At 67.5% G+C, this 19,495-nt stretch carries 19 protein-coding genes; 8 read left to right on the top strand and 11 right to left on the bottom strand.

Annotation, left to right across the window (positions count from 1 at the left end; genetic code table 11):
- Positions 1 to 2 precede the first annotated feature (2 nt).
- Entirely contained in the window at positions 3 to 1,220 is a 1,218-nt protein-coding gene (locus ACTHQX_RS09865) for a PucR family transcriptional regulator (protein ID WP_440157220.1), read from the bottom strand.
- Between the two features lie 235 nt (positions 1,221 to 1,455).
- Here ACTHQX_RS09865 and ald point away from each other — a divergent pair, with 235 nt between their 5' ends.
- Positions 1,456 to 2,574 carry an alanine dehydrogenase gene (gene ald, locus ACTHQX_RS09860; protein WP_102972464.1) on the top strand — a complete coding sequence of 373 codons (1,119 nt, stop codon included), beginning with the start codon at positions 1,456 to 1,458 and terminating at the stop codon, positions 2,572 to 2,574.
- 129 nt (positions 2,575 to 2,703) lie between these two features.
- Here ald and ACTHQX_RS09855 read toward each other — a convergent pair whose 3' ends face one another.
- Entirely contained in the window at positions 2,704 to 3,780 is a 1,077-nt protein-coding gene (locus ACTHQX_RS09855; protein ID WP_440157218.1) for a Gfo/Idh/MocA family protein, read from the bottom strand.
- A gap of 32 nt (positions 3,781 to 3,812) precedes the next feature.
- Positions 3,813 to 4,475 (bottom strand): TetR/AcrR family transcriptional regulator, encoded by a 663-nt coding sequence (locus tag ACTHQX_RS09850; protein ID WP_440157216.1) that lies wholly within the window; start codon positions 4,473 to 4,475, stop codon positions 3,813 to 3,815.
- Positions 4,476 to 4,599: 124 nt separating this feature from the next.
- Here ACTHQX_RS09850 and ACTHQX_RS09845 point away from each other — a divergent pair, with 124 nt between their 5' ends.
- Together ACTHQX_RS09845 and ACTHQX_RS09840 are read left to right on the top strand one after the other, a co-directional pair.
- Positions 4,600 to 5,166: an NAD(P)H-dependent oxidoreductase gene (locus tag ACTHQX_RS09845; RefSeq protein WP_236805806.1), complete on the top strand. Its 567-nt coding sequence runs from the start codon at positions 4,600 to 4,602 to the stop codon at positions 5,164 to 5,166.
- 212 nt (positions 5,167 to 5,378) lie between these two features.
- The gene (locus tag ACTHQX_RS09840; protein ID WP_440157214.1) at positions 5,379 to 6,329 is read left to right on the top strand and encodes a GerMN domain-containing protein; all 951 of its coding nucleotides are present in this window, start codon (positions 5,379 to 5,381) and stop codon (positions 6,327 to 6,329) included.
- On the opposite strand, the gene ACTHQX_RS09835 is transcribed toward ACTHQX_RS09840, so the two are convergent.
- On the bottom strand, positions 6,326 to 7,228 hold the full coding sequence (locus ACTHQX_RS09835) for an isocitrate lyase/PEP mutase family protein (RefSeq protein ID WP_440157212.1): 903 nt from the start codon (positions 7,226 to 7,228) through the stop codon (positions 6,326 to 6,328). The genes ACTHQX_RS09840 and ACTHQX_RS09835 overlap by 4 nt on opposite strands.
- A gap of 123 nt (positions 7,229 to 7,351) precedes the next feature.
- On the opposite strand from ACTHQX_RS09835, the gene ACTHQX_RS09830 reads away from it, so the two are divergent.
- The 3 genes from ACTHQX_RS09830 to ACTHQX_RS09820 all read left to right on the top strand — a co-directional run bounded on the left by ACTHQX_RS09830 (position 7,352) and on the right by ACTHQX_RS09820 (position 9,683).
- Positions 7,352 to 8,647 carry an aminotransferase-like domain-containing protein gene (locus ACTHQX_RS09830; protein ID WP_236805814.1) on the top strand — a complete coding sequence of 432 codons (1,296 nt, stop codon included), beginning with the start codon at positions 7,352 to 7,354 and terminating at the stop codon, positions 8,645 to 8,647.
- Between the two features lie 54 nt (positions 8,648 to 8,701).
- Entirely contained in the window at positions 8,702 to 9,133 is a 432-nt protein-coding gene (locus ACTHQX_RS09825) for a universal stress protein (protein ID WP_440157210.1), read from the top strand.
- A gap of 208 nt (positions 9,134 to 9,341) precedes the next feature.
- Positions 9,342 to 9,683, top strand: a complete 342-nt coding sequence (locus ACTHQX_RS09820) for a hypothetical protein (protein ID WP_236805816.1) — start codon at positions 9,342 to 9,344, stop codon at positions 9,681 to 9,683.
- Between the two features lie 14 nt (positions 9,684 to 9,697).
- On the opposite strand, the gene ACTHQX_RS09815 is transcribed toward ACTHQX_RS09820, so the two are convergent.
- The 5 genes from ACTHQX_RS09815 to ACTHQX_RS09795 form a co-directional block, all read right to left on the bottom strand.
- Positions 9,698 to 10,306, bottom strand: a complete 609-nt coding sequence (locus tag ACTHQX_RS09815) for a phosphatase PAP2 family protein (RefSeq protein WP_440157207.1) — start codon at positions 10,304 to 10,306, stop codon at positions 9,698 to 9,700.
- Between the two features lie 104 nt (positions 10,307 to 10,410).
- Positions 10,411 to 11,931, bottom strand: coding sequence for a 2-oxo acid dehydrogenase subunit E2 (locus ACTHQX_RS09810; protein ID WP_440157205.1), 1,521 nt, complete (start codon positions 11,929 to 11,931; stop codon positions 10,411 to 10,413).
- Between the two features lie 86 nt (positions 11,932 to 12,017).
- Complete coding sequence (locus tag ACTHQX_RS09805; protein WP_395400063.1) at positions 12,018 to 12,998, bottom strand: alpha-ketoacid dehydrogenase subunit beta; 981 nt, start codon at positions 12,996 to 12,998, stop codon at positions 12,018 to 12,020.
- A complete protein-coding gene (gene pdhA, locus ACTHQX_RS09800; protein WP_440157203.1) occupies positions 12,998 to 14,242 on the bottom strand; it encodes a pyruvate dehydrogenase (acetyl-transferring) E1 component subunit alpha in 1,245 nt (414 codons plus the stop codon). Before pdhA ends, ACTHQX_RS09805 begins: the two co-directional genes overlap by 1 nt.
- A 148-nt stretch (positions 14,243 to 14,390) precedes the next feature.
- Positions 14,391 to 15,509 carry a histidinol-phosphate transaminase gene (locus ACTHQX_RS09795; protein ID WP_440157202.1) on the bottom strand — a complete coding sequence of 373 codons (1,119 nt, stop codon included), beginning with the start codon at positions 15,507 to 15,509 and terminating at the stop codon, positions 14,391 to 14,393.
- Between the two features lie 59 nt (positions 15,510 to 15,568).
- Here ACTHQX_RS09795 and ACTHQX_RS09790 point away from each other — a divergent pair, with 59 nt between their 5' ends.
- The gene (locus ACTHQX_RS09790; RefSeq protein ID WP_236805825.1) at positions 15,569 to 15,997 is read left to right on the top strand and encodes a phage holin family protein; all 429 of its coding nucleotides are present in this window, start codon (positions 15,569 to 15,571) and stop codon (positions 15,995 to 15,997) included.
- On the opposite strand, the gene ACTHQX_RS09785 is transcribed toward ACTHQX_RS09790, so the two are convergent.
- Both ACTHQX_RS09785 and ACTHQX_RS09780 read right to left on the bottom strand, forming a co-directional pair.
- Positions 15,951 to 17,495: a hypothetical protein gene (locus ACTHQX_RS09785; protein ID WP_440157200.1), complete on the bottom strand. Its 1,545-nt coding sequence runs from the start codon at positions 17,493 to 17,495 to the stop codon at positions 15,951 to 15,953. The two genes, ACTHQX_RS09790 and ACTHQX_RS09785, sit on opposite strands and share 47 nt — an antisense overlap.
- Positions 17,495 to 17,818, bottom strand: a complete 324-nt coding sequence (locus ACTHQX_RS09780; RefSeq protein ID WP_440157198.1) for a hypothetical protein — start codon at positions 17,816 to 17,818, stop codon at positions 17,495 to 17,497. The genes ACTHQX_RS09785 and ACTHQX_RS09780 overlap by 1 nt, the downstream gene beginning before the upstream one ends.
- A gap of 205 nt (positions 17,819 to 18,023) precedes the next feature.
- On the opposite strand from ACTHQX_RS09780, the gene purB reads away from it, so the two are divergent.
- Complete coding sequence (gene purB, locus ACTHQX_RS09775) at positions 18,024 to 19,466, top strand: adenylosuccinate lyase (RefSeq protein ID WP_440157196.1); 1,443 nt, start codon at positions 18,024 to 18,026, stop codon at positions 19,464 to 19,466.
- Positions 19,467 to 19,495 lie beyond the last annotated feature (29 nt).

The raw sequence follows: 19,495 nt of genomic DNA, 5'->3' as shown, positions 1-19,495 counted from the left end.
CGTCAGATTCTTGGCCTTGAAGCCCAGCGCCGCGCCTTCAGGGCGGCGTGCAGCTCCAGCCGCACCATCCCCTTGAGCGGATCGACGCCCAGCAGCTGACGGATGCGGCCCAGCCGGTTGTAGATGCTGCTGCGGTGCAGGTGCAGCTTCTCGGCGACATCCTGGACAGAACCGTCATTGTCGTAGAGCAGTTCCAGCACCGGCAGGAGCTCGCCGTTCCGGTCGTGGTCCTCCAGCGCCCGGAAGTTCACTGAACTTGCATCGCTCCAGACCCCGGCCCCGCCGCCGGCCGAGGCCAGGAGCTGGTAGACGCCCGAGGCCCGGCAATCCACCAGCTCGCCGAGCCGTGGATCAACCGCGGCCGCCAGGGCGGCAACCTTCGACTGCCGGTAAGCCTCGGCCAGGTCTTTGACACGGCCGAATCCCTCACTGGTTCCCAGGATGATCCGCTCCACGGACCTACCGGAACGCTTGGCGAGCTCCAGCTGATAGTGCACCAGGACCTGAGCGTGGCTCGCGCGCCCCGTGGACTCCCGGAAAAGGACCACCGAATGTGTCTCGGCACCGGCGCTGAACAGGGCAGCGTCCACGCCGATGGTGGCTTGCAACGCGGCTGCGCGGTGAATCAGCGTCGAGGCGATCGGGTCTGGCCCGGCCATCCAGCCGTCGGCGTCGAGGACCGTCACCAGCTGCCACGGCCCGCGGTCCTGGACTTCCTTCCAGCCCGCCACGGCAGCAACCGCATTCGCTTCCCCGGCGCAAGCTGCCAGGAACTCCCGTTCGCGGCTGCGCCGGAATTCTGATTCGGCGGTGTTGGAGTCGAGCAGCATTCCGGACAGCAGGTCCAGCTCGTCCCGGACGCCGGGCAGTTCGGCGAGGATCGCCGTCGCACTTTGCTCCTCCAGGTCCTGCTGCACCCACAGGTAGCCCACGCGGAATCCCCGGACCAGCAGCGGGACGCAGACGCGCCCCAGCATTCCCAGGTCCTCGTTGGCGGGCACCACCACCGGCCGCACCGCGGTGGCGATGCCGTGCGAGAGCTGCCAGTTTTTGACGTCCAGCGGCACGCGCTTGCTGAGCAGGAAGTTAACCCGGACCCGGTCCGCGTGCGACTGGTTGGAGCTGTAGGCGAGCAGCAAACCGTCCAGGTCTTCCAGGGAAAGCCCGCGGCCAAGTTTCAGGGCTACCCGCTCCACGAGCTGCTCCACATCCTGCTGCATGGTGAAAGACTACGTCCCGGAGGGGGCCTCGGGCGAACGGACATCAGGCGACACCTGACGCCCCACCGGTCGACATTAGTCGAACACCAGACTTCGAAAACCGCGGAATCACGCGGTCCGGCTACGGGCGGGGCAGCCGATTCCTGTAGTGCGCCTCACAGCCGGATTTATTCTGGAATCACAACATTCCCCACACATTCCGGCCTTGCAGCCATCGAATCTGGAGCCCAAAAAAATGATCATCGGTGTCCCCAAAGAGATCAAGAACAACGAATTCCGCGTCGCCATCACGGCTGCCGGCGTTCACGAATTCCGCACCCACGGCCACACGGTCCTGGTGGAGCGCGGTGCGGGCCTGGGTTCCGGCATCACCGATGAGGAGTACGCCATTGCTGGCGCGGAAATCGTCGCCGATGCCGACGAGGTCTGGTCCCGCGCGGACATGGTGATGAAGGTCAAGGAGCCCATCAAGGCCGAGTACCACCGCTTCCGCAAGGGCCTGATCCTCTTCACCTACCTGCATTTGGCCGCCGAGCCCGAGCTGACCCAGGAGCTCATCAACGCCGGCGTCACCGCCATCGCGTACGAGACCGTCCAGGAAGGCCGCACGCTGCCCCTGCTCGCGCCCATGTCCGAGGTGGCCGGCCGGCTCTCCGTCCAGGTGGGCGCGACCTCCCTGATGGCGCCCGCGGGCGGGAAGGGCGTGCTGCTCGGCGGCGTCCCGGGCGTCCGCCCGGCCAAGGTCGTGGTCCTGGGCGCTGGCGTCGCAGGCACCAACGCTGCCGCCATGGCCCTGGGCCTCGGCGCCGACGTCACCATCCTGGACATCAACATCAACCGGCTGCGCGAACTCGACGCCCAGTACCAGGGCCGGCTCAAGACCGTGGCGTCCAACAAGTACGAGATCGAGAAGTCCGTGGTGGACGCCGACCTCGTGATCGGCTCCGTGCTCATTCCCGGCGCGAAGGCCCCCAAGCTGGTGACCAACGAACTCGTGGCGCGCATGAAGCCCGGCTCGGTGCTCGTGGACATCGCCGTAGACCAGGGCGGCTGCTTCGAGGACACGCACCCCACGACGCACCAGGAACCCACGTACAAGGTCCACAACACGATCTTCTACTGCGTGGCCAACATGCCCGGTGCCGTCCCGAACACCTCCACCTACGCGCTGACCAACGTCACGCTCCGCTACGGCGTGGCCCTGGCAAACCTCGGCGTCAAGGCAGCCTTCGAGAAGGATCCCGCACTCGCGGCCGGCCTGAACATCGCCGCAGGCCACGTTGCGCACCACTCCGTCTCCGAGGCACACAACCTGCCCCTCGTAGCGGACTGGCACGAGCTGGTCTCCGCGTAACTAGCTCGCCGTCCTGAACGGCAGTCACCCTCCGCGTGCTTGGGCCCACGCCGGCAGGGTTCCCTAGCCGAGCTTGCGAGGTTAGGGTGCCGGCGGGGAGCACGCTTCCGGATGGCTGCCGTTCAGACGTTAAACCTGCGCAGAGGCCAGCTCACGTGCTTTTTCTATTAATTTGAGGACCTCAACGGGGCCGGCCGGATCTACTGGTAACGGCAATGACGAGGCGGTGCCGCCGGCGGAGATCTTGGCAGCGAGGAGGCGATAGAACTCCGGGTAGTTCCCGCGCTCGGTCGGCAGCCGGTCCAAGTGCCCGTCGCGCCCCAGCTGTCCGGCCCATTCGGCGGCCTCCACGCCGTACTCCGCATCCAGCGGGCTCCCGCCGGCGACGATGTACGGCTCCTGCGGGTCCACGCCGTGCTTGGTGTAGCCGCCATCGGTGCCGAGGACACGGTAGCGCGGGCCCTGCTGCGCGCAGAGCATGTTCATCCAGTGGTGGCTGAGCACGCCGCTCTCATGCCGCAGGATCACGAAGCAGTCATCATCGGTCTTTTCGCCGGGGCGGCGGGCCTGGAGCTCGGCATGGACCACCTCGCCCGGGCCGAAGAGCTGCAGCGCCTGGTCCAGGAGGTGGGTGCCGAGGTCGAACAGGACACCGCCGCCGTCCGCCGCGGTGGCCTCCGCTTTCCAGGCCTTGGCAACCTCGGGCGACCACCGTTCAAACCGTGATTCAAACCGCGTGACCTCCCCCAGCACACCTCGCTCCAGCAGGGCTTTGACCGTGAGGTAGTCCCCGTCCCAGCGGCGGTTCTGGAACACCGTCAGCACCCGCCCCAGCCGCTCAGCGAGCGCAATCAGCTCCTGCCCCTGATCGCTCGTCACGGCGAACGGCTTGTCAACGACGACGTCGAGCCCGGCCTCGAGCGCGGCCTTCGCCAGCGGATAGTGGGTGGCCGGCGGAGTCCCCAGCACCACAAGGTCAAGGTCAGCGGCCACCGCAAGGACAGCATCGCCGTCGGGCACCGTTCTGACGTCGGGGTATTGCTCGACGGCGGCTGCCTGCCGGCCCGGGTCAGAGGTGGCGATGATATCCAGCGAGTAGCCGGGGTCCGCCGCGACCAGCGGCGCATGGAAGACCCGGCCGGACAGGCCAAAGCCCACCACGGCAGTGCGGATGGGAGCGGAGAGGATGGGGGAATCGGTGCTCATGGTGCCACGCTACTCCCTGGGCCGGTCCAGCTTCAGCCGCCGGCACCTCCGACGACGCGGGTGACCAGCTCACGCCAGGACTCCTCCAGCCGCTCCGGCGAAAGGTGCTGCTCGCGGACGGCGTGCAGCAGCCGTTCGGGTTCGAGGGTTGCGCTGAGGGACATGGCCATGAGCCACGGGTCCGCGTCGAAGCCCGCCGAGCGCAGCAGATGCTCGATGTGGCGGTGCCACAGCACCGCGGCGGGGGCCTCGAACCTGTTGTGCAGCGACGCTTCGGCGGCCCGCGCGAGCTCACCGTATTCCATGACATACCGGATGCGTTCGGCGCCGAAGGCGATCAGCCGTTCCAGCGCCGGCGCCCCGGGACCAAGCGGCGGCGGCCCGAACATAAAGCGGCCCTGGAACTCGGCCTCGGCGTCGCTGAGCAGGGTCATCATCAGGCCGGCCCGGCTGCCGAAGCGGCGGAACACGGTTCCCTTGCCCACGCCCGCGCGCTCCGCCAGTTTGTCCATGGTCACGCCATCGGCGCCGCATTCCTCCACGAGCTGCCGGGCAGCGCACAGGAGCAGCTCCCGGTTCCGGGCAGCATCGCTGCGTTCCGCTCCGGCCCCGGACGCAGCGCCGGACGCCGACGTGGACGCGGCGCCGGACGAGGATCCGGGAGCGGACCCGGATCGGATTGGGATGAGGCTCACACCAAGCATTCTAGACCCGGGAATAATATCCGGACCGCAGTCCGTTTAGTCTGGATGAAGGCACCAAACGCCTCCAAGAACCATTCGCCCCGGAGCGTTCCGCGGCAAGACCTAAGGAGTTCACATGTCCAAGAGCACCGTACTCGCCCTCGTGGGAAGCCTGCGCGCCGACTCCCACAACCGCAAGCTCGCCGAAGCCATCCAGCTGAACGCCCCTGAGGGCCTCGAGATCGTGATCCACGAGAGCCTGGGCAACATCCCCTTCTACAACGAGGACATCGACGTCGAGGGCCAGGTCCCGGCCGCCGCCACCGCCCTGCGCGAGGCAGCCGGCCAGGCTGATGCCCTGCTGCTGGTCACCCCCGAGCACAACGGCACCATGCCCGCTTCGCTGAAGAACGCCATCGACTGGCTGTCCCGCCCCTACGGCGCCGGCGCCCTCACCGGAAAGCCCACCGCCGTCGTCGGCACCGCGTTCGGCCAGTTCGGCGGCGTCTGGGCCCAGGACGAGGCCCGCAAGGCCGTTGGCATCGCCGGCGCCCGCGTCCTGGAGGATGCCAAGCTCGCCGTCCCCGGCTCCATGGTCCGCTTCGCGGAAACCCACCCGAAGGACGACGCCGAGGTCGTTGAGCAGATCAAGGAACTCTTCGTCGCCCTGTCCGCCGTCGAGCCCGCCGGCGCAGCCGCCTAAGCGACTCCGCTCCCCCACACGCCCCCGGCCCTCCAGCGGCCGGGGGCGTGCGCGATTCCCGGCCTCGGCCCGCTGACCGGCGGCCCGGACGGCTGCAATCAATCCGTGACTGAGCTGCCGCCAAACTGACACCCGGGCACCGTTCCCCGGCCCGCCGCCCCGCCGTAACGTTGATGTACGGGACGTGCCGGGGCAGGGAGTGCGGTGCAGTCATGAAGTCGAGCTGGGGAGTCAGACCGCTGACGACGGCGGTTGCCGCCTTCTGCCTGACGTTGCCCTTGTGGCTCGGCGCCTGTGTCCCGCTCGAACAAAATGCCTACGACGCCGGGCCCTCCCCCGCCGTTGCACCCGAACCCCGCCCGGCTCCTCCGGTGAGCCCGCCAGAGGAAGCCGGCGCGCCCACCGCCACCGGATCCAGCCTGGAACCCGGGCGTGGAGCCTCGGGCCAGGGTGCCCCTGGTGCCGGCGCAACAGGTCAGGGAACAGCTGGCGGACTTTCCGAACCCGTTCCTTCAGCGGGTTCAGCTGCTCCGTCCGGAGACCCTAACCCCGGCGGATCAGGGCCTGGCGGGCTTCCGTCCGCCGGCGTGGCCGGCCCGGACGCCGGTCCTGACACCCAGGCACAGCTGCCGGGCTCCGGACAGCAGCCCGCGCCTGCTTCGGGGGCCGCGGCCGGCCCGGCTGCCGCTGTCCCCACAACCGGTTCCACCCCAACAGCTTCCACGGCGCCCGGTTCGCCTGGAACTGGGACCGGTGAAGCCGGCGCCGGCACTGCGGTTTACTACGTCGCCCTCGACGACGGCGGCAGGTCCGGCGTGCGCTTCGGCTGCAACGACAGCCTGGTGGCCGTGCACCAGGCCGACTCATCCGCCAGCGAGCCACTGCAGGCCGCCATGGGCAGGCTGCTGTCCGGCCCGGGCGCGCCGCCTGCGACCGGCCTGTACAACGCCCTGTCAGCCTCCTCGCTCCAGTACGTGTCCGGCTACCTGGACGGCACCACCGTGGTGGTGAACCTGACCGGTGCAGTGCAGCCGGGCGGCGTCTGCGATCTTCCGCGGATCGAAGCACAGCTCACCCATACTGCCGTCACGGCCGTGGGTGCCGTCCGGGCGGAAATCTATGTCAGCGGCGTGCCGCTGGCCGAAGTTCTCGGCCTCCGCTAGCCCTCATCGTCCCGGGAGAACAGGGCATCCATGTCAGCATGGGTCGGCGAGCCGGCGAGTTCGGACCAGTTGCCGTCGCCCAGGATTTCGGCGGCCACTCGGGAGACCGTTGCGTAAGCCGCCTTCGCAGCATTGCCGCCGATACTGACCCGCCGCACGCCGGCGTCGTGCAGTTCGCCCACCGACGCCGATCCGACGCCGGCAAGGGCATTCACAGGTGCCGAAATTCGCCTGCTGAGCTCATGCAGGATGTGAAGGTCCGTCACGCCGGGAACGAAGATTCCGTCGGCCCCTGCGGCAAGCCAACGCTCGGCCCGCTCCAGCGTTTCCTCGAACGCCGAGTCCCCGAACTGCCCGGAAAGGTACGTGTCCGTCCGGGCATTGATGAAGAGGTTCACTCCGGACTCTGCCGTGATGCTGCGGACCAGGCTGATCCGGTGGGCCTGCTCGTCGGCGTCAGTAAGACGTATCCCGCCCGAGTCTTCGATGTTCACGCCCACGGCGCCGGCCTCCAGCACCGCCGCGACGGTCTGCCGGAGCAGCCCGTCGTCGAAAGCGCCGTCCGCACCCGCGTACCCTGCCTCGATATCCGCCGTGACCGGGAGACTCGTCGCCGCGGTGATCCTGCGGAGCGCGTCGAACGCCAGACCCGGCGGCACATGGCTGCCGTCGGGGTACCCCAGGCTCCAGGAAATGGCCGAACTCGAGGTGGCAATGGCCTGCGCCCCGGCCTTCTCCACGAGCCGGGCCGACGCCGCGTCCCACACGTTCACGAGCACCAGCGGAACAGCACCGCCCGCGTGCATCTGACGGAAGGCGTCAGCCTTGGCGGATTGGGAGAGTGCAGATCTGGACACTACGGATTGGGACCGTGCGTGCTGGGGCTCGAGTGACGTCATGGCTCCATTCCATGCCTTGGTCCGCCCGACGTAAAGGTGCCCGGCGGTCCTGGTTCCTAAGGTTCCACAAGATAAGTCAACAGCTGTTGCCTAACCAGCAACCCATGGCTGTACTCTGGGACTGTGACCCACGAGACACTCGACGCCGCCGCAGCCGTCCTCCCCGCCGAAGCCATCGACGCCATCGAGCGGGCCGCGACATCAGCCCACCGCCACGATGAACTCTTCTCCGAGCGAGCCGCGAACATCAAGCAGTCGGCGGTCCGGGATGTTTTCGACATTTCCATGCGGCCAGGCCTGGTCTCCCTGGCAGGGGGCAGCCCCTACCTGCAGTCCCTGCCCCTCGAAAAACTTGCCCAGACGGCCGCGCGGATCATCGCCGAGGACGGCCTGACGGCGCTGCAGTACGGCGGAGGCCAGGGCACTGAGGAACTGCGCACACAGATCTGCGAAGTCATGGCCGCCGAAGGCATCCTGGACGCGCGGCCCGAGAACGTGGTGATCACCGCCGGCTCGCAGTCCGCCCAGGACGTGGCCACCAAGGTGTTCTGCGATCCTGGCGACGTGGCCCTTGTGGAGGAACCGACCTATGTGGGGGCGCTCAACACGTTCGAGGCATACCAGGTCCAGGTGGAGGCCGTGCCCATGGACGACGACGGCCTGGTGCCTGATCTTCTCGAGGCCAGGATCGCGGCGCTCCAGACCGCCGGGAAAAACATCAAGTTCCTCTACACCATCCCCAACTTCAACAACCCGTCGGGCATCACGCTGGCGCAGGAGCGCCGGCAGCAAATCGTGGAAATCTGCCGCCGCGCCAACATTTTGGTGCTGGAGGACAACCCGTACGGGCTGCTGAGGTTCGACGGCGAGCCGCTGGCCCCGCTGCGCGCAGACAACCCTGACGACGTCATTTACATGGGATCGTTCTCGAAAATCTTTGCCCCGGGATTGCGCATCGGCTGGGCCCTGGTTCCGGCCCACCTGCAGCGCCGTTACTACCTGGCCTCCGAGGCAGTCACGCTCTGCCCACCTACACTAAACCAGATGCTGGTCTCGGCCTACCTTCGCGACTACGACTGGAAGGGCCAGATCGAGACGTACCGCGGGCTGTATGCCGAGCGGTGCCACGCGATGCTGGCGGCACTGGAGAAGCACATGCCTGAAGGGCTCAGCTGGACCCGGCCGCAGGGCGGATTCTTCGTCTGGGTGACGCTGCCGGAGGGCGTGGACACGTACCCCCTGCTCCACAAGGCAATCGATGCCGGCGTCGTCTTCATTCCCGGCGCAGCCTTCACGCACTCCGACGAACCGTCGAACAAGCTGCGCCTGGCTTTCAGTGCCGTTCCGCCGGAAGCCATCGCCGAAGGGGTGCGGCGCCTGGCTCCGGTGCTGCAGGAAGCCATAGACGCCCTGGCCTGAGCTGCGGGCGGCCAGGACATCAGATCATCCGGAACAAGCAAAGGAGATAAGGCCATGGCGGAAACCATTGTTGTGGGTGTGGACGGAAGCGGTACCGCACGCAAGGCAGCGGAGGTGGCGCGGGACTTGGCCGGCGCGCTGGGCGCCCGCCTCCACGTCGTGTCCGCGTTCGATACCGACCGGACCGAAGTCTTCGGCAGCGGCAGTGACCGCTGGATCGTGTCGGACGCCGGCGAAGCTGAAAGAGTGGCCCGGGAGGTGGCGGCCGCCCTGGCGGCAGGCGAACTCGAGATCACGTATTCCGCCGCACGGGGCAAGCCCGCCGAGGCGCTGGTCAGGGAGGCGGACCGCCTTGAGGCGAGAATGATCGTGGTGGGAAACCGCCGCATGCAGGGCCTCGGGCGCGTGCTGGGCAGCGTGGCCAACAGCGTGGCACACAGTGCGTCCTGCGACGTCTACATCGCGAATACCTACGGAGCGGACTAGCCCCGGCGCCGCCCTGACTCGGGTAGGCCTGCGCACTGCCGGCAGCGTACTGCGGGCCTGCCCAGCGCAAGCCTCACTTGACGCGGATCACCCCGGCTGGTGGGCAGTCTCACCACGTTTTCCGGCAATCCGGCGAGGCCTGAAAGATAAAATTGGAGGTGCCCCCGATGGTGCGGACAAACCCAAATCTACCTTTCAGGGGAACACTGTGCTTACACTCCAGCGTCGCCACCTCGTCGGCCACGACATCCTCCTCGCCCGCCACGGCAACCACATCAGCGCCATGCGCGTGGACCGCTCCGCGGACCGTGTGATCGCCCTCCTCGATGACGGCTCCGTGGACAGCGCCCCGAACCTCATCTCCCCCGACCTGCAGCTGCCTGACACGCTGAAGAGCGTTCTGCGCGAGGACTGGAAGTTCCTCACGCTCGTGAGCGCCGGCATCGCCGCCGTATCCGGCGTCATGCTGGCCGCCGCGGTAAGCATGGCAGGCATGTCCGCCGATCCGGCCATGGCCCAGCTGCTGGCCAGCTCCTACACCGCCTACTAGACCGGTGCCCGGCGTCAGCCGATCCGCACCAGCACCTCTCGGAGTACCCACCACAATCCTGCGGTGACGCCGCCGCCCACCAGCGCGCCCGCAACAACCTGCGCCACCGTATGGGCACGCAGTACCACCCGGGACCAGCCCACAGCGGGAATCAGCAGCAGCAGCGGAAGCCACGGGGCGCCCAGGATCAGCACCGCGATGACCGTGGTCAGGGCGATCGCCCCCGCATGGCCGCTGATTTTCCAGAACAGGCTGATGGCGGCGAGCACCACCACGCCGCCCACTATGGCCAGCACCACCACAATGACGCTGTACGGCGCGTTAATGGCCAGGAGCACCGCCAGCCCCGCGAGCAGTGACACCACCGTCATGGCAAGCACCGGCGCCCGTTGCTCGCGGTTACTGACGTGGTGGTCCGTCACCTTGCCCAGACGGACCAGAAGGACGACGGCGGCCAGGGGCAGCACGCACACAAACAGCACCGCCACGGCGCCGAACCACACGGTGCCCGGAAAGCCCGGTTCCAGGGCCGGGCTAAGGAGCAGCAGCAAAGCCACGGTGATCGGCGGCTGAAGCGCCTCCGTAATGACCCGGGCCACACGGTTTTTCACGCGGATGCTCATCCCGCGATCCTCACCCATGGAAACCCCGTCCCTGACTGTCCGGCCCTCCCCCCCTTTCCCGGAGGGTACCGCTCCGCGGACCGGCAGTCGAGCAGCAGTCCCGGTCAGTCGAGCAGCAGCGCCGGCTCTTCCAGGATGGCGGCGACGTCGGCCATGAAGCGCGCTGAAAGGTCACCGTCCACCACGCGGTGGTCGAAGGATCCGCCAAGGGTGGTGATCCAGCGCGGAATGACCTCGCCGTCCAGGACCCACGGCTTTTGCTTGATGGTGCCAAACGCCACGATGGCCACTTCGCCGGGGTTGATGATGGGAGTTCCGGTGTCGATGCCGAGGGCGCCGATGTTGGTGACCGTCAGCGTGCCGCCCTGCATCTGCGCCGGCTGGGTCTTGCCGGCACGCGCGGTGGTGGCGAGCTCGTTGAGGGCCAGCGCCAGTTCCTTCAGGGACAGGTCCTGCGCGTTCTTGATGTTCGGGACCATGAGCCCCCGGGGCGTGGCCGCGGCAATGCCCAGGTTCATGAAGTGCTTGACGTGGATCTCCGCGGAGTCGCTGCCGTCCGCGTTGTCCACCCAGGTGGCGTTCACGCTCGGGTTCCGCGCTGCAGCCCAGATGACAGCCTTCGCGAGGATCAGCAGCGGGGAGACCTTGATGCCCTCGAAGTCGCGTGAAGCCTTGAGCCGCTTGACGAATTCCATGGTGCGGCTGGCATCCACGTCCACGAAGATGCTCACGTGCGGCGCGGAGAACGCCGACTCCACCATGGCCTTCGCGGTGGCCTTGCGGACGCCCTTGACCGGGACCCGTTCGATCCGCTGCTCCTGCGGACGGCCTGACGTGCCCCAGAAGGTGTCCGCCTTGTCCACTTCCGCATCGCGCTGCGCCTGGTAGCTGACCAGGTCCTCGCGGGTCACCTCGCCGCGCGCGCCCGTGGCCACGACGTCGGCCAGGTCAATGCCGAGGTCGCGGGCGATCTTCCGCACCGGGGGCTTGGCCAGAACCCTGTTCATGAGCCCGGAAATGGCCCCGCCCAGCGTTGGCTTGTCAGTTTCAAGAGCGGGCGTCCACTCGGGCCGCCTCGTCACGGCAGGCCCTGCCACCGGACCGGCGCTGGGCGGACCGTCCAAGAGCGCATCCTTCGCGGACCGCGGCTGGACAGGCTCCACCTCCGGCGCGCCGTGGACTGCATCTGCCGGAATCGCCGGCCTGGTCTTGCGCGGGCGCCGCTTCACGGCGTCAGCCTTGGGGCCTGAACCCACCAGCGGCCCGGCGGCCAGGCCGCCAGCGGCAGCTTCATCGTCGGCTGGCAGCTTTCCGTACATCAGCGCCGGCTCGGTGGCCTCAGCGGCGGGCACCGGCGCGTCGGCCGGTGTGGGGTCGCCGTGCATGGTGTCAGAGACGCTGATGATGGCGGTCCCCACGTCCACCGTCTCTCCTTCCGCGACCAGCAGTTCGGTGACGGTGCCGGCGAACGGCGACGGGAGTTCGACGAGGGACTTGGCCGTCTCGATCTCGCACAGGACGTCGTTGATGGCCACCTCATCGCCGGGCTTGACCTTCCACGAAACGATTTCTGCCTCGGTCAGGCCCTCACCGACGTCGGGGAGGTTGAACTTGTTAAGCGTCATGGGATCCTCGGGTTCGAATGCTCGGCCGCTCCGGGAGGTGCGGAGCCGGTAGGCGAAGGGTCAGCAGGTGCTGGTGCGCGACGGCGTCAGTACGCGAAGGCGCGGTCCAGCGCCTCAAGGATGCGGTCGATGTCCGGAAGGTAGTCCTCTTCGACCTTGGCCACGGGGTACGGCATGTGGAAGCCGCCCACCCGGATGACCGGCGCCTCCAGCGAGTGGAAGGCCCGTTCGCTGATCCGCGCGGCGATTTCACCGCCGATGCCGCCGAAGGTGGGAGCCTCGTGCGCCACGACCAGCCGGCCCGTCTTCTTGACGGAGGCCTCGATGGCGTCGAAGTCGATCGGCGAGATGGAGCGCAGGTCGATCACCTCGATGCTGCGCCCGTCCTCCGCCGCGGCGTTGGCGGCAGCGAGGGCCACGGGGACTAGCGGGCCGTAGACCACCACCGTGGCGTCGGTCCCTTCCCGGACCACATGGGCCTTGAACGGATCCTCGGCCGGGCCGGCTGATTCCGTGTCGACCTCGCCCTTGAGCCAGTAGCGGCGCTTCGGTTCGAAGAAGATCACCGGGTCCTGGCAGTTCACGGCCTGCTGGATCATCCAGTAAGCGTCGTGGGGGTTTGACGGAGTGATGATGCGCAGCCCGGGGGTGTGCGCGAACAGCGCCTCCGGCGACTCGGAGTGGTGCTCAATGGAGCCGATGCCGCCGCCGTAGGGGATGCGGATGACCACGGGCACAGTGAGGTTGCCGTTGCTGCGCGAGTGCATTTTGGCCAGCTGGGTGGTGATCTGGTTGAAGCCGGGGAAGACGAAGCCGTCGAATTGGATCTCGGCAACCGGGAGGTAGCCGCGTAGCGCCAGGCCGATCGCGGTGCCGATGATGCCGGATTCTGCGAGCGGGGTGTCCACCACCCGGTCCGCTCCGAATTCGCCGATCAGGCCGTCGGTGACGCGGTAGACGCCGCCGAGAGGGCCGATGTCCTCGCCCATGAGGAGGGACTTGGGGTTGTTGCTCAGCGTGGCACGCAGGCCTTCGTTAATGGCCTTGGCAATGGTCATGGTGGTCATCAGCGGCTTGCCCCTTCTTCCTCGTCGCCGCCGGCAAAGCCCGCGCTGTACTCTTCGAACCACGCCAGTTCCTCGGCCACGAGCGGGTGAGCCTCGACGTAGGTGTTGGCAAAGGCGGTCCTGATGTCCGGTGCGTCCGACTCATACGTGGACTTGCGGATGTAGGCGGCGAGTTCGTCGCCGTCGGCGGCAACCTGCGCGAAGAAGGCGTCATCGGCCATGCCCTCAGCGCGGAGGTACTTCTCCAGCCGGTCCAGCGGATCCTTCTCCCGCCAGAGGGCCTCTTCCGAGGACTCGCGGTATTTCGTGGGGTCATCGGCCGTGGTGTGGGCGCCCACGCGGTAGGTGAAGGCCTCAATGAGCACCGGGCCGTTGCCCTGGCGCGCGTGCTCGAGCGCCCATTCGGTGACGGCGTGTACCGCCACGACGTCGTTGCCGTCCACGCGGATGCCCGGGAAGCCGTAGCCCTTGGCGCGGTTGGAGAGCGGGATCCGGGTCTGCACAGCGGTAGGCACGGAGATGGCCCAGTGATTGTTCTGGCAGAAGAAGACCACCGGGGCGTTGTACGAGGACGCGAACACCATGGACTCGTGGACGTCGCCCTCGGAGCTGGCACCGTCGCCGAAGTAGACCATGACGGCCGCCTTCGGCCCGGCCGGGCCGTCGATGCCCTGGGCGCCCTCCACTCCTTGAGCCTCTGCCAGGCGCTGGTCGCGCTGGATGCCCATGGCGTACCCGACGGCGTGGGGCGTCTGCGCAGCTAGCACCAACGTGTACAGGTGGAAGTTGGTGTCCTTGGGGTTCCAGCCGCCGTTGGAGACGCCGCGGAACTGCTTCAGCAGTTCGGCCAGGTCCACGTTGCGGGTCAGGGCGACGCCGTGCTCCCGGTAGGTGGGGAAGATGTAGTCCTGCGGCTGGCTGGCACGCCCGGACCCGATCTGGGCTGCTTCCTGGCCCGTCAGCGGAACCCACAGCGCCAACTGGCCCTGCCGCTGCAATGCCGTGGCTTCCTGGTCGAACCGGCGAATGGCCGCCATGTCCGCGTAGAAACCCCGGAGTTTTTCGGCGTCGAGACGCGCGGCATACTCCGAGAACACTGAGTCGGTACCCAGCGTGCCATCGGGGCCCAGAAGCTGGACCATTTCACTCGAAGGCACACCCAGGGCCGCCTCGGCCTGCGCCTCGAGCTGGTCGTCCAGTTCCGTGCCATCGAACTCGGTGGAGGGCAGATGTGTTGCGCCCATACCGTCTCCTTGCCTGCCGCATCCGGATGCGTTGCAATGTCGCTGGGATATATGCCTTGCTGGGAATGCATTCCCGGTGAGGCATATATATTTGGCTTACTGTTCCTTACTTTATCCGGCGTAGGTAGTGCCGGCTGTTTGTTAAGCGCTAGGAACGGCGTGGCGGTTTTGTGTAAACCGCACAGAGTTCCAGGAATCGCGTGTTCGCTTCCACTTCGCCGATGCTGACCCGGACACCTTCATTTCCGAAGGCACGCACGGACAGCGCCCGTTCCCCGGCGAGCTGGGCGAACTCCGCACTGTTCTCGCCAAGATCGAGCCACACAAAGTTGCCCTGGGCGTCCGGAACGAACCAACCGAGGTCCCGGAGACCTGCCGTTACCCGGTCCCGCTCAGCCACCAGGCTTTGTACCCTTTCTACAACCTGGCCAAAATTCTGCAACGACACGACGGCGGCCTGTTCGGCGATCTGCGAGACCGCGAACGGGGTGGCGGCTACGCGCAGATGCTGGGTGAGCTGGGGCTGGGAAACGCTGTAGCCGACCCGGAGGCCGGCGAGGCCGTGTGCCTTGGAGAACGTCCTGAGCACCGCCACATTGGGGTACTTGCGGTACATCTGGATGCCGTCCACCGCGTCTTCCGCCCTGACAAACTCCTGGTAAGCCTCATCGATGACCACTACAACGTCCGACGGCACCGCCCTGATGAAGCGCTCGGTTTCCTCGGCGGTCAGGATGGGGCCGGTGGGGTTGTTGGGAGTGCACAGCAGGATCACCCTGGTTCGCGCGGTCACGGCCGCGGCCATGGCGTCGAGGTCATGGCGGCCGTCAGCCGTCACGGGGATACGCACACTCTCTGCCCCGGCCAGCCCCACGCAGATGGGATAGGCCTCGAACGACCGCCAGGCGTAGATCACTTCGTCGGGCTTGCCGTCGTCATTCTGGCCGGCGAACGTGGTCAGCAACTGGGTGAGGGCGCCGAGGCTGCCGGCACCGGTGACGATGTCCTCGGCCGGAACGTCGAGGAATCCGGCGAGCGCGGTACGCAGCTTGGTGCTGAGCGGATCCGGATATCGGTTGAAGTCGGTCTGGGCGGCAATGGCCTCCACCACGGCCGGGATGGGCGGCAGCGGGTTCTCGTTGGACGACAGTTTGTAGCTGGCAAGGCCGTCGACGGCGACGGGCGGCTTGCCGGCAGCGTAGCGGGGCAGCCGGTCAACCACCGGTCGCGGCCTCAAGCCCCCCGCCATAGTCTCTGATGAAGTCATGCCACCTAGCCTATGCCCCGGACTGCCTGCCCGACCTTGCGGTGTGACAGCATGGGCGCATGCGGTCTTTCATCATGCGCGTGATCATTAATGGACTGGCGCTGTGGATTGCCAGCTGGCTTCTGCCCGGCCTGGATATCTCCACCACAGCCACCACGGAAGCTGTAGCCAAGACCGGGGTGAACCAGGGAACTGACGCCGCCGGCATTGTCCTCGCGTACCTGTTCATCGGACTGATTTTCGGCCTGGTCAACGCCTTCGTGCGGCCGATCGTCAGCTTCCTCTCCCTGCCCATCACCATCCTGACGCTGGGCCTGTTCACTGTTGTGATCAACGCCGCGATGCTCTATCTCACCTCCTGGATCAGCGGCTACACGCCCGTGCACTTCACTATCGATTCGTTCTTCTGGACCGCCCTGCTGGCCGCCATCATCATCACCGTCATTTCGCTGGTGGCAGACCGGGTCCCCGGCGCCCGCCACCGCTGAAACCCCCGCCGGCGCCGGCACTTCCGCCACCACTGACACCCCCGCCGATGGGTAGGATCGTCCTGCCCAGGGCGGGCAGTGGCGGCAGCCCCGCGGGCGTGGGCGGTTTTGGCGCACGGACCAGCTGGAACCGGGTGGCCCTGGCAGTCCCTCCCGCGCCTACCACCCCGGCAAGCGCGGCAGTGGACGCCGCCAGGGAAGGATCCGGGCTCGCCGAGACTGCCCGGGCCCCCGCCTCATAGTTGGTGAGCCTGTGCCCGGGACCGAGGCCGGCGTCCACACCGGGCGGCGTCCTGACGAGACCGTTGAGCGTGACTGTCACCCGTTCCTTGGTGTCCGGGTTGGGGAGGCCCTCACTGCCGGGAACCCAGTCCTGCCGGTGCTCCAGATGCAGGCTGCTGATGCCCGGCTCCGGGGTTATGGCGCCCACCGGCGATCCCGCGGTCAGCACGTACTTGAGGTTGTACTCGGTCAGGAAGGCCTTGTCCTGGCTGAGGTTCATGGCATGGATGCCGCCCTGGCTGTAGCCCACGGCCACCACCTGGTCCCCGGCCTCCGCACCGGCCTGGCGCAGGGCCGCCCGGATGCCTGCGGCCGTGTACTCGGACCCGTACCCCAGTGATTCGCCGACACCGGCCTCGTCGAAGGGGTTGGGGCCACCCATGTTGCCGGGCTGAGTTCCGGGGATGACGACGATGAACGCGCCCCGACCCCCGGTGGTTGTCCGGATGATCTCGATTCGGCCGGGGCCGGCGTCGTCCACCTCCCCTGCCCGGGCAAGAAGACCTGCCGGAGAGGCGTCCAGGGCAATCTCGCCGGAGCTTTCCTGCAGCGCCTTCACCGGCCGCGGCTTGAGGTCGGGCCTTACCCGGTCCATCAGCATGCGGACAAGGACCGGCGCACTGGAGCCCCCGCCGGAGGCAAGCGCCATTTCCGTGGCGGCATCCATCTCACCGGACCGCATCCCCAGAAGCGCGGCCAGGAAGCCAGCGGCCACCACCGGATCGCTCGAGGCGATCGCCTCGGTACTTGCCGTGTTGGGCCGCCAGTCCCGCCAGTCCCCAACCAGGGCGAGGTCAACTGCCTGCCGTCCCCACAACCATGGTGCGTCCCAATGGAGATGTGTGATGAGCAGGTTCGCCGTCTCGGCGGCGCTGTACTCGAGCTGGCAGGCGCGCACACCCCCTGCAAGGCGCTCCACCTCCTCCCGCACCGCCGCTACGGAACGCTGCCCTTCCCAGACGGCAGTGAGGGCCCCGGCACCGCTGGCCGGATCGTCCCGCTGGTAGCTTCCCAGCGATTCCCAGACCCTGTACATGCCCAGTTCGACAGCCGCCAGATCCCGGGCGAGCACATCCAGCTCACGCGCCCCCGAATCCAGTTCCTCCAGCTGGAAGGAGATCCCGCCTACTCCGCCGCGCACGGAAAGGACAGCGTTGGAGGCCGGTTCGAGGGGGCGCAGCTGCCCGCCGCCACCGCCCGGCGCGGCCTCGGCCATCAGTAGCCACCGGCGGTGGGAAGGGCGGCCCCGGTGACACGGACGGAGTGCCGCCGCAGGGCGAGGGCGGCGGCAAGCACTCCTTCCCGGGCCCGGCAAAGGGCAACGGCCTGTAAGCGGAGACTGGATCTGTACGCCAGCCCGGCAGGGGACTGCCAGTCCATCAGCTGGAGCTGCGTCAGCCTTGCCTGTACAGCATCGACCTGTTCCGCGCAGGCCTCCACCCGCCCGGCCAGCAGCTGGACCTCAAAACTCCGCGACGAACATGCCGCGGCGTCGGCCGCTGTCACGCTGGCGCTCATCACTGTCCCGCTGGCGCTCATCCGGATACCCCCATCCACTGCGGGCCAACGCTCCGGCGTCAGCCCTTCTCTCGCTTCCTGCCCACGACGCTAAGGCGCCGTCCGCCGCCGGCGGAACGGCCGGCGTCGTCCATGTGGAGAAGTGCGCGGGTCAGGGGCTGTGGAGGAGAAGTCACACGGAATCCGGTGCTTCAGCGGGCACAGAACTTCATGAAAGAATCAGGTCATGCCTGAAACTGCCGCCACAGCTGACACCCGTACGCCCTCCGGACGCCTCGCCCTCGCCGCGTCAGGGGAACAAATCGCGCTCGGCCCGCTGGACGGCCGCTACAAGTCCGCCGTCGGCCCCCTCGTTGACTACCTGTCCGAGGCAGCCCTCAACCGCGACCGGGTGGCCGTCGAGGTGGAGTGGCTTATCCACCTGACCGGGGACAACGTCCTCCCCGGCGCCGGCCCCCTGACCGGGGACCAGCAGCAGCAGCTGCGGGCGATCGTCACCGAATTCGATGCCTCCTCCGTCGCCGAGCTGGCCGAAATCGAAGCCGTCACCGTCCACGACGTGAAGGCCGTGGAGTATTACATCGGCCGCCGCCTGCCCGCCATCGGCATCGAGAACCTCACCGCCATGGTGCACTTCGGCTGCACCTCGGAGGACATCAACAACCTTTCCTATGCCCTGGGCGTGAAGGGCGCTGTGGAGGACGTGTGGCTGCCCGCAGCCCGTGCCCTCGTGGCCCAGATCAGCAAGATGGCAGAAGATAACCGCGCCGTTCCCATGCTGTCCCGCACGCACGGCCAGCCGGCCACGCCCACCACCCTGGGCAAGGAGCTCGCCGTCATCGCGCACCGCCTGAACCGGCAGCTGGTGCGCGTCGCCAAAACGGAATACCTCGGCAAGATCAACGGCGCCACGGGCACGTACGCCGCCCACGTGGCATCCGTCCCCGGCGCGGACTGGCAGCAGGTCGCGAAGTCGTTCGTGGAGAAGCTGGGCCTGACTTGGAACCCGCTGACCACGCAGATCGAAAGCCACGACTGGCAGGCAGAGCTGTACGCCGATGTCGCCCGCTTCAACCGGATCCTGCACAACGTCTGCACGGACATCTGGAGCTACATCTCGATCGGCTACTTCGCGCAGATTCCCGTGGCAGGCGCCACCGGCTCCTCAACGATGCCGCACAAGGTCAACCCGATCCGCTTCGAAAATGCCGAGGCCAACCTGGAGATCTCCTCGGGGCTCCTGGACGTGCTGGGCTCCACGCTTGTCACGTCCCGCTGGCAGCGCGACCTCACGGACTCCTCCAGCCAGCGCAACATCGGCGTGGCCTTCGGCCACTCCCTGCTGGCCATTTCCAACGTGGCCAAAGGCCTGGAGCGGCTCGATGTCGCGGAGAGCGTGCTCGCCGGGGACCTCGACACGAACTGGGAAGTCCTGGGCGAAGCCATCCAGATGGTGATGCGCGCGGAGGCAATCGCCGGCGTCGAAGGCATGGAGAACCCGTACGAGCGACTCAAGGACCTCACCCGCGGCCAGCGCGTGGACGCCGCCCGGATGCAGGAGTTCGTCCAGAGCCTGGGCCTCTCCGCAGAGGCAGAGGCGCGGCTGCTCGCCCTGACGCCGGGCAAGTACACCGGCATCGCGGACCAGCTGGTTGATCACCTTAAATAAGCACGACGGCGGTGCCGGCTATGTTGCCC

The sequence above is a fragment of the Arthrobacter sp. SAFR-023 genome, from assembly GCF_051965295.1.
Classification (GTDB): Bacteria; Actinomycetota; Actinomycetes; order Actinomycetales; family Micrococcaceae; genus Arthrobacter.
This window is presented reverse-complemented; position numbering and strand designations above follow the sequence as displayed.

Bases quoted from the DNA above. Each gene is read 5' to 3' on its own strand.
- ACTHQX_RS09865 (WP_440157220.1), bottom strand. From the start codon at position 1,220: ATGCAGCAGGATGTGGAGCAGCTCGTGGAGCGGGTAGCCCTGAAACTT.
- ACTHQX_RS09790 (WP_236805825.1), top strand. From the start codon at position 15,569: ATGCGGTCTTTCATCATGCGCGTGATCATTAATGGACTGGCGCTGTGG.
- ACTHQX_RS09780 (WP_440157198.1), bottom strand. From the start codon at position 17,818: ATGAGCGCCAGCGGGACAGTGATGAGCGCCAGCGTGACAGCGGCCGAC.
- ACTHQX_RS09825 (WP_440157210.1), top strand. From the start codon at position 8,702: ATGGCGGAAACCATTGTTGTGGGTGTGGACGGAAGCGGTACCGCACGC.
- ald (WP_102972464.1), top strand. From the start codon at position 1,456: ATGATCATCGGTGTCCCCAAAGAGATCAAGAACAACGAATTCCGCGTC.
- ACTHQX_RS09855 (WP_440157218.1), bottom strand. From the start codon at position 3,780: ATGAGCACCGATTCCCCCATCCTCTCCGCTCCCATCCGCACTGCCGTG.
- ACTHQX_RS09785 (WP_440157200.1), bottom strand. From the start codon at position 17,495: ATGGCCGAGGCCGCGCCGGGCGGTGGCGGCGGGCAGCTGCGCCCCCTC.
- ACTHQX_RS09840 (WP_440157214.1), top strand. From the start codon at position 5,379: ATGAAGTCGAGCTGGGGAGTCAGACCGCTGACGACGGCGGTTGCCGCC.
- ACTHQX_RS09805 (WP_395400063.1), bottom strand. From the start codon at position 12,998: ATGACCACCATGACCATTGCCAAGGCCATTAACGAAGGCCTGCGTGCC.
- purB (WP_440157196.1), top strand. From the start codon at position 18,024: ATGCCTGAAACTGCCGCCACAGCTGACACCCGTACGCCCTCCGGACGC.
- ACTHQX_RS09815 (WP_440157207.1), bottom strand. From the start codon at position 10,306: ATGAGCATCCGCGTGAAAAACCGTGTGGCCCGGGTCATTACGGAGGCG.
- ACTHQX_RS09835 (WP_440157212.1), bottom strand. From the start codon at position 7,228: ATGACGTCACTCGAGCCCCAGCACGCACGGTCCCAATCCGTAGTGTCC.
- ACTHQX_RS09795 (WP_440157202.1), bottom strand. From the start codon at position 15,509: ATGACTTCATCAGAGACTATGGCGGGGGGCTTGAGGCCGCGACCGGTG.
- pdhA (WP_440157203.1), bottom strand. From the start codon at position 14,242: ATGGGCGCAACACATCTGCCCTCCACCGAGTTCGATGGCACGGAACTG.
- ACTHQX_RS09810 (WP_440157205.1), bottom strand. From the start codon at position 11,931: ATGACGCTTAACAAGTTCAACCTCCCCGACGTCGGTGAGGGCCTGACC.
- ACTHQX_RS09845 (WP_236805806.1), top strand. From the start codon at position 4,600: ATGTCCAAGAGCACCGTACTCGCCCTCGTGGGAAGCCTGCGCGCCGAC.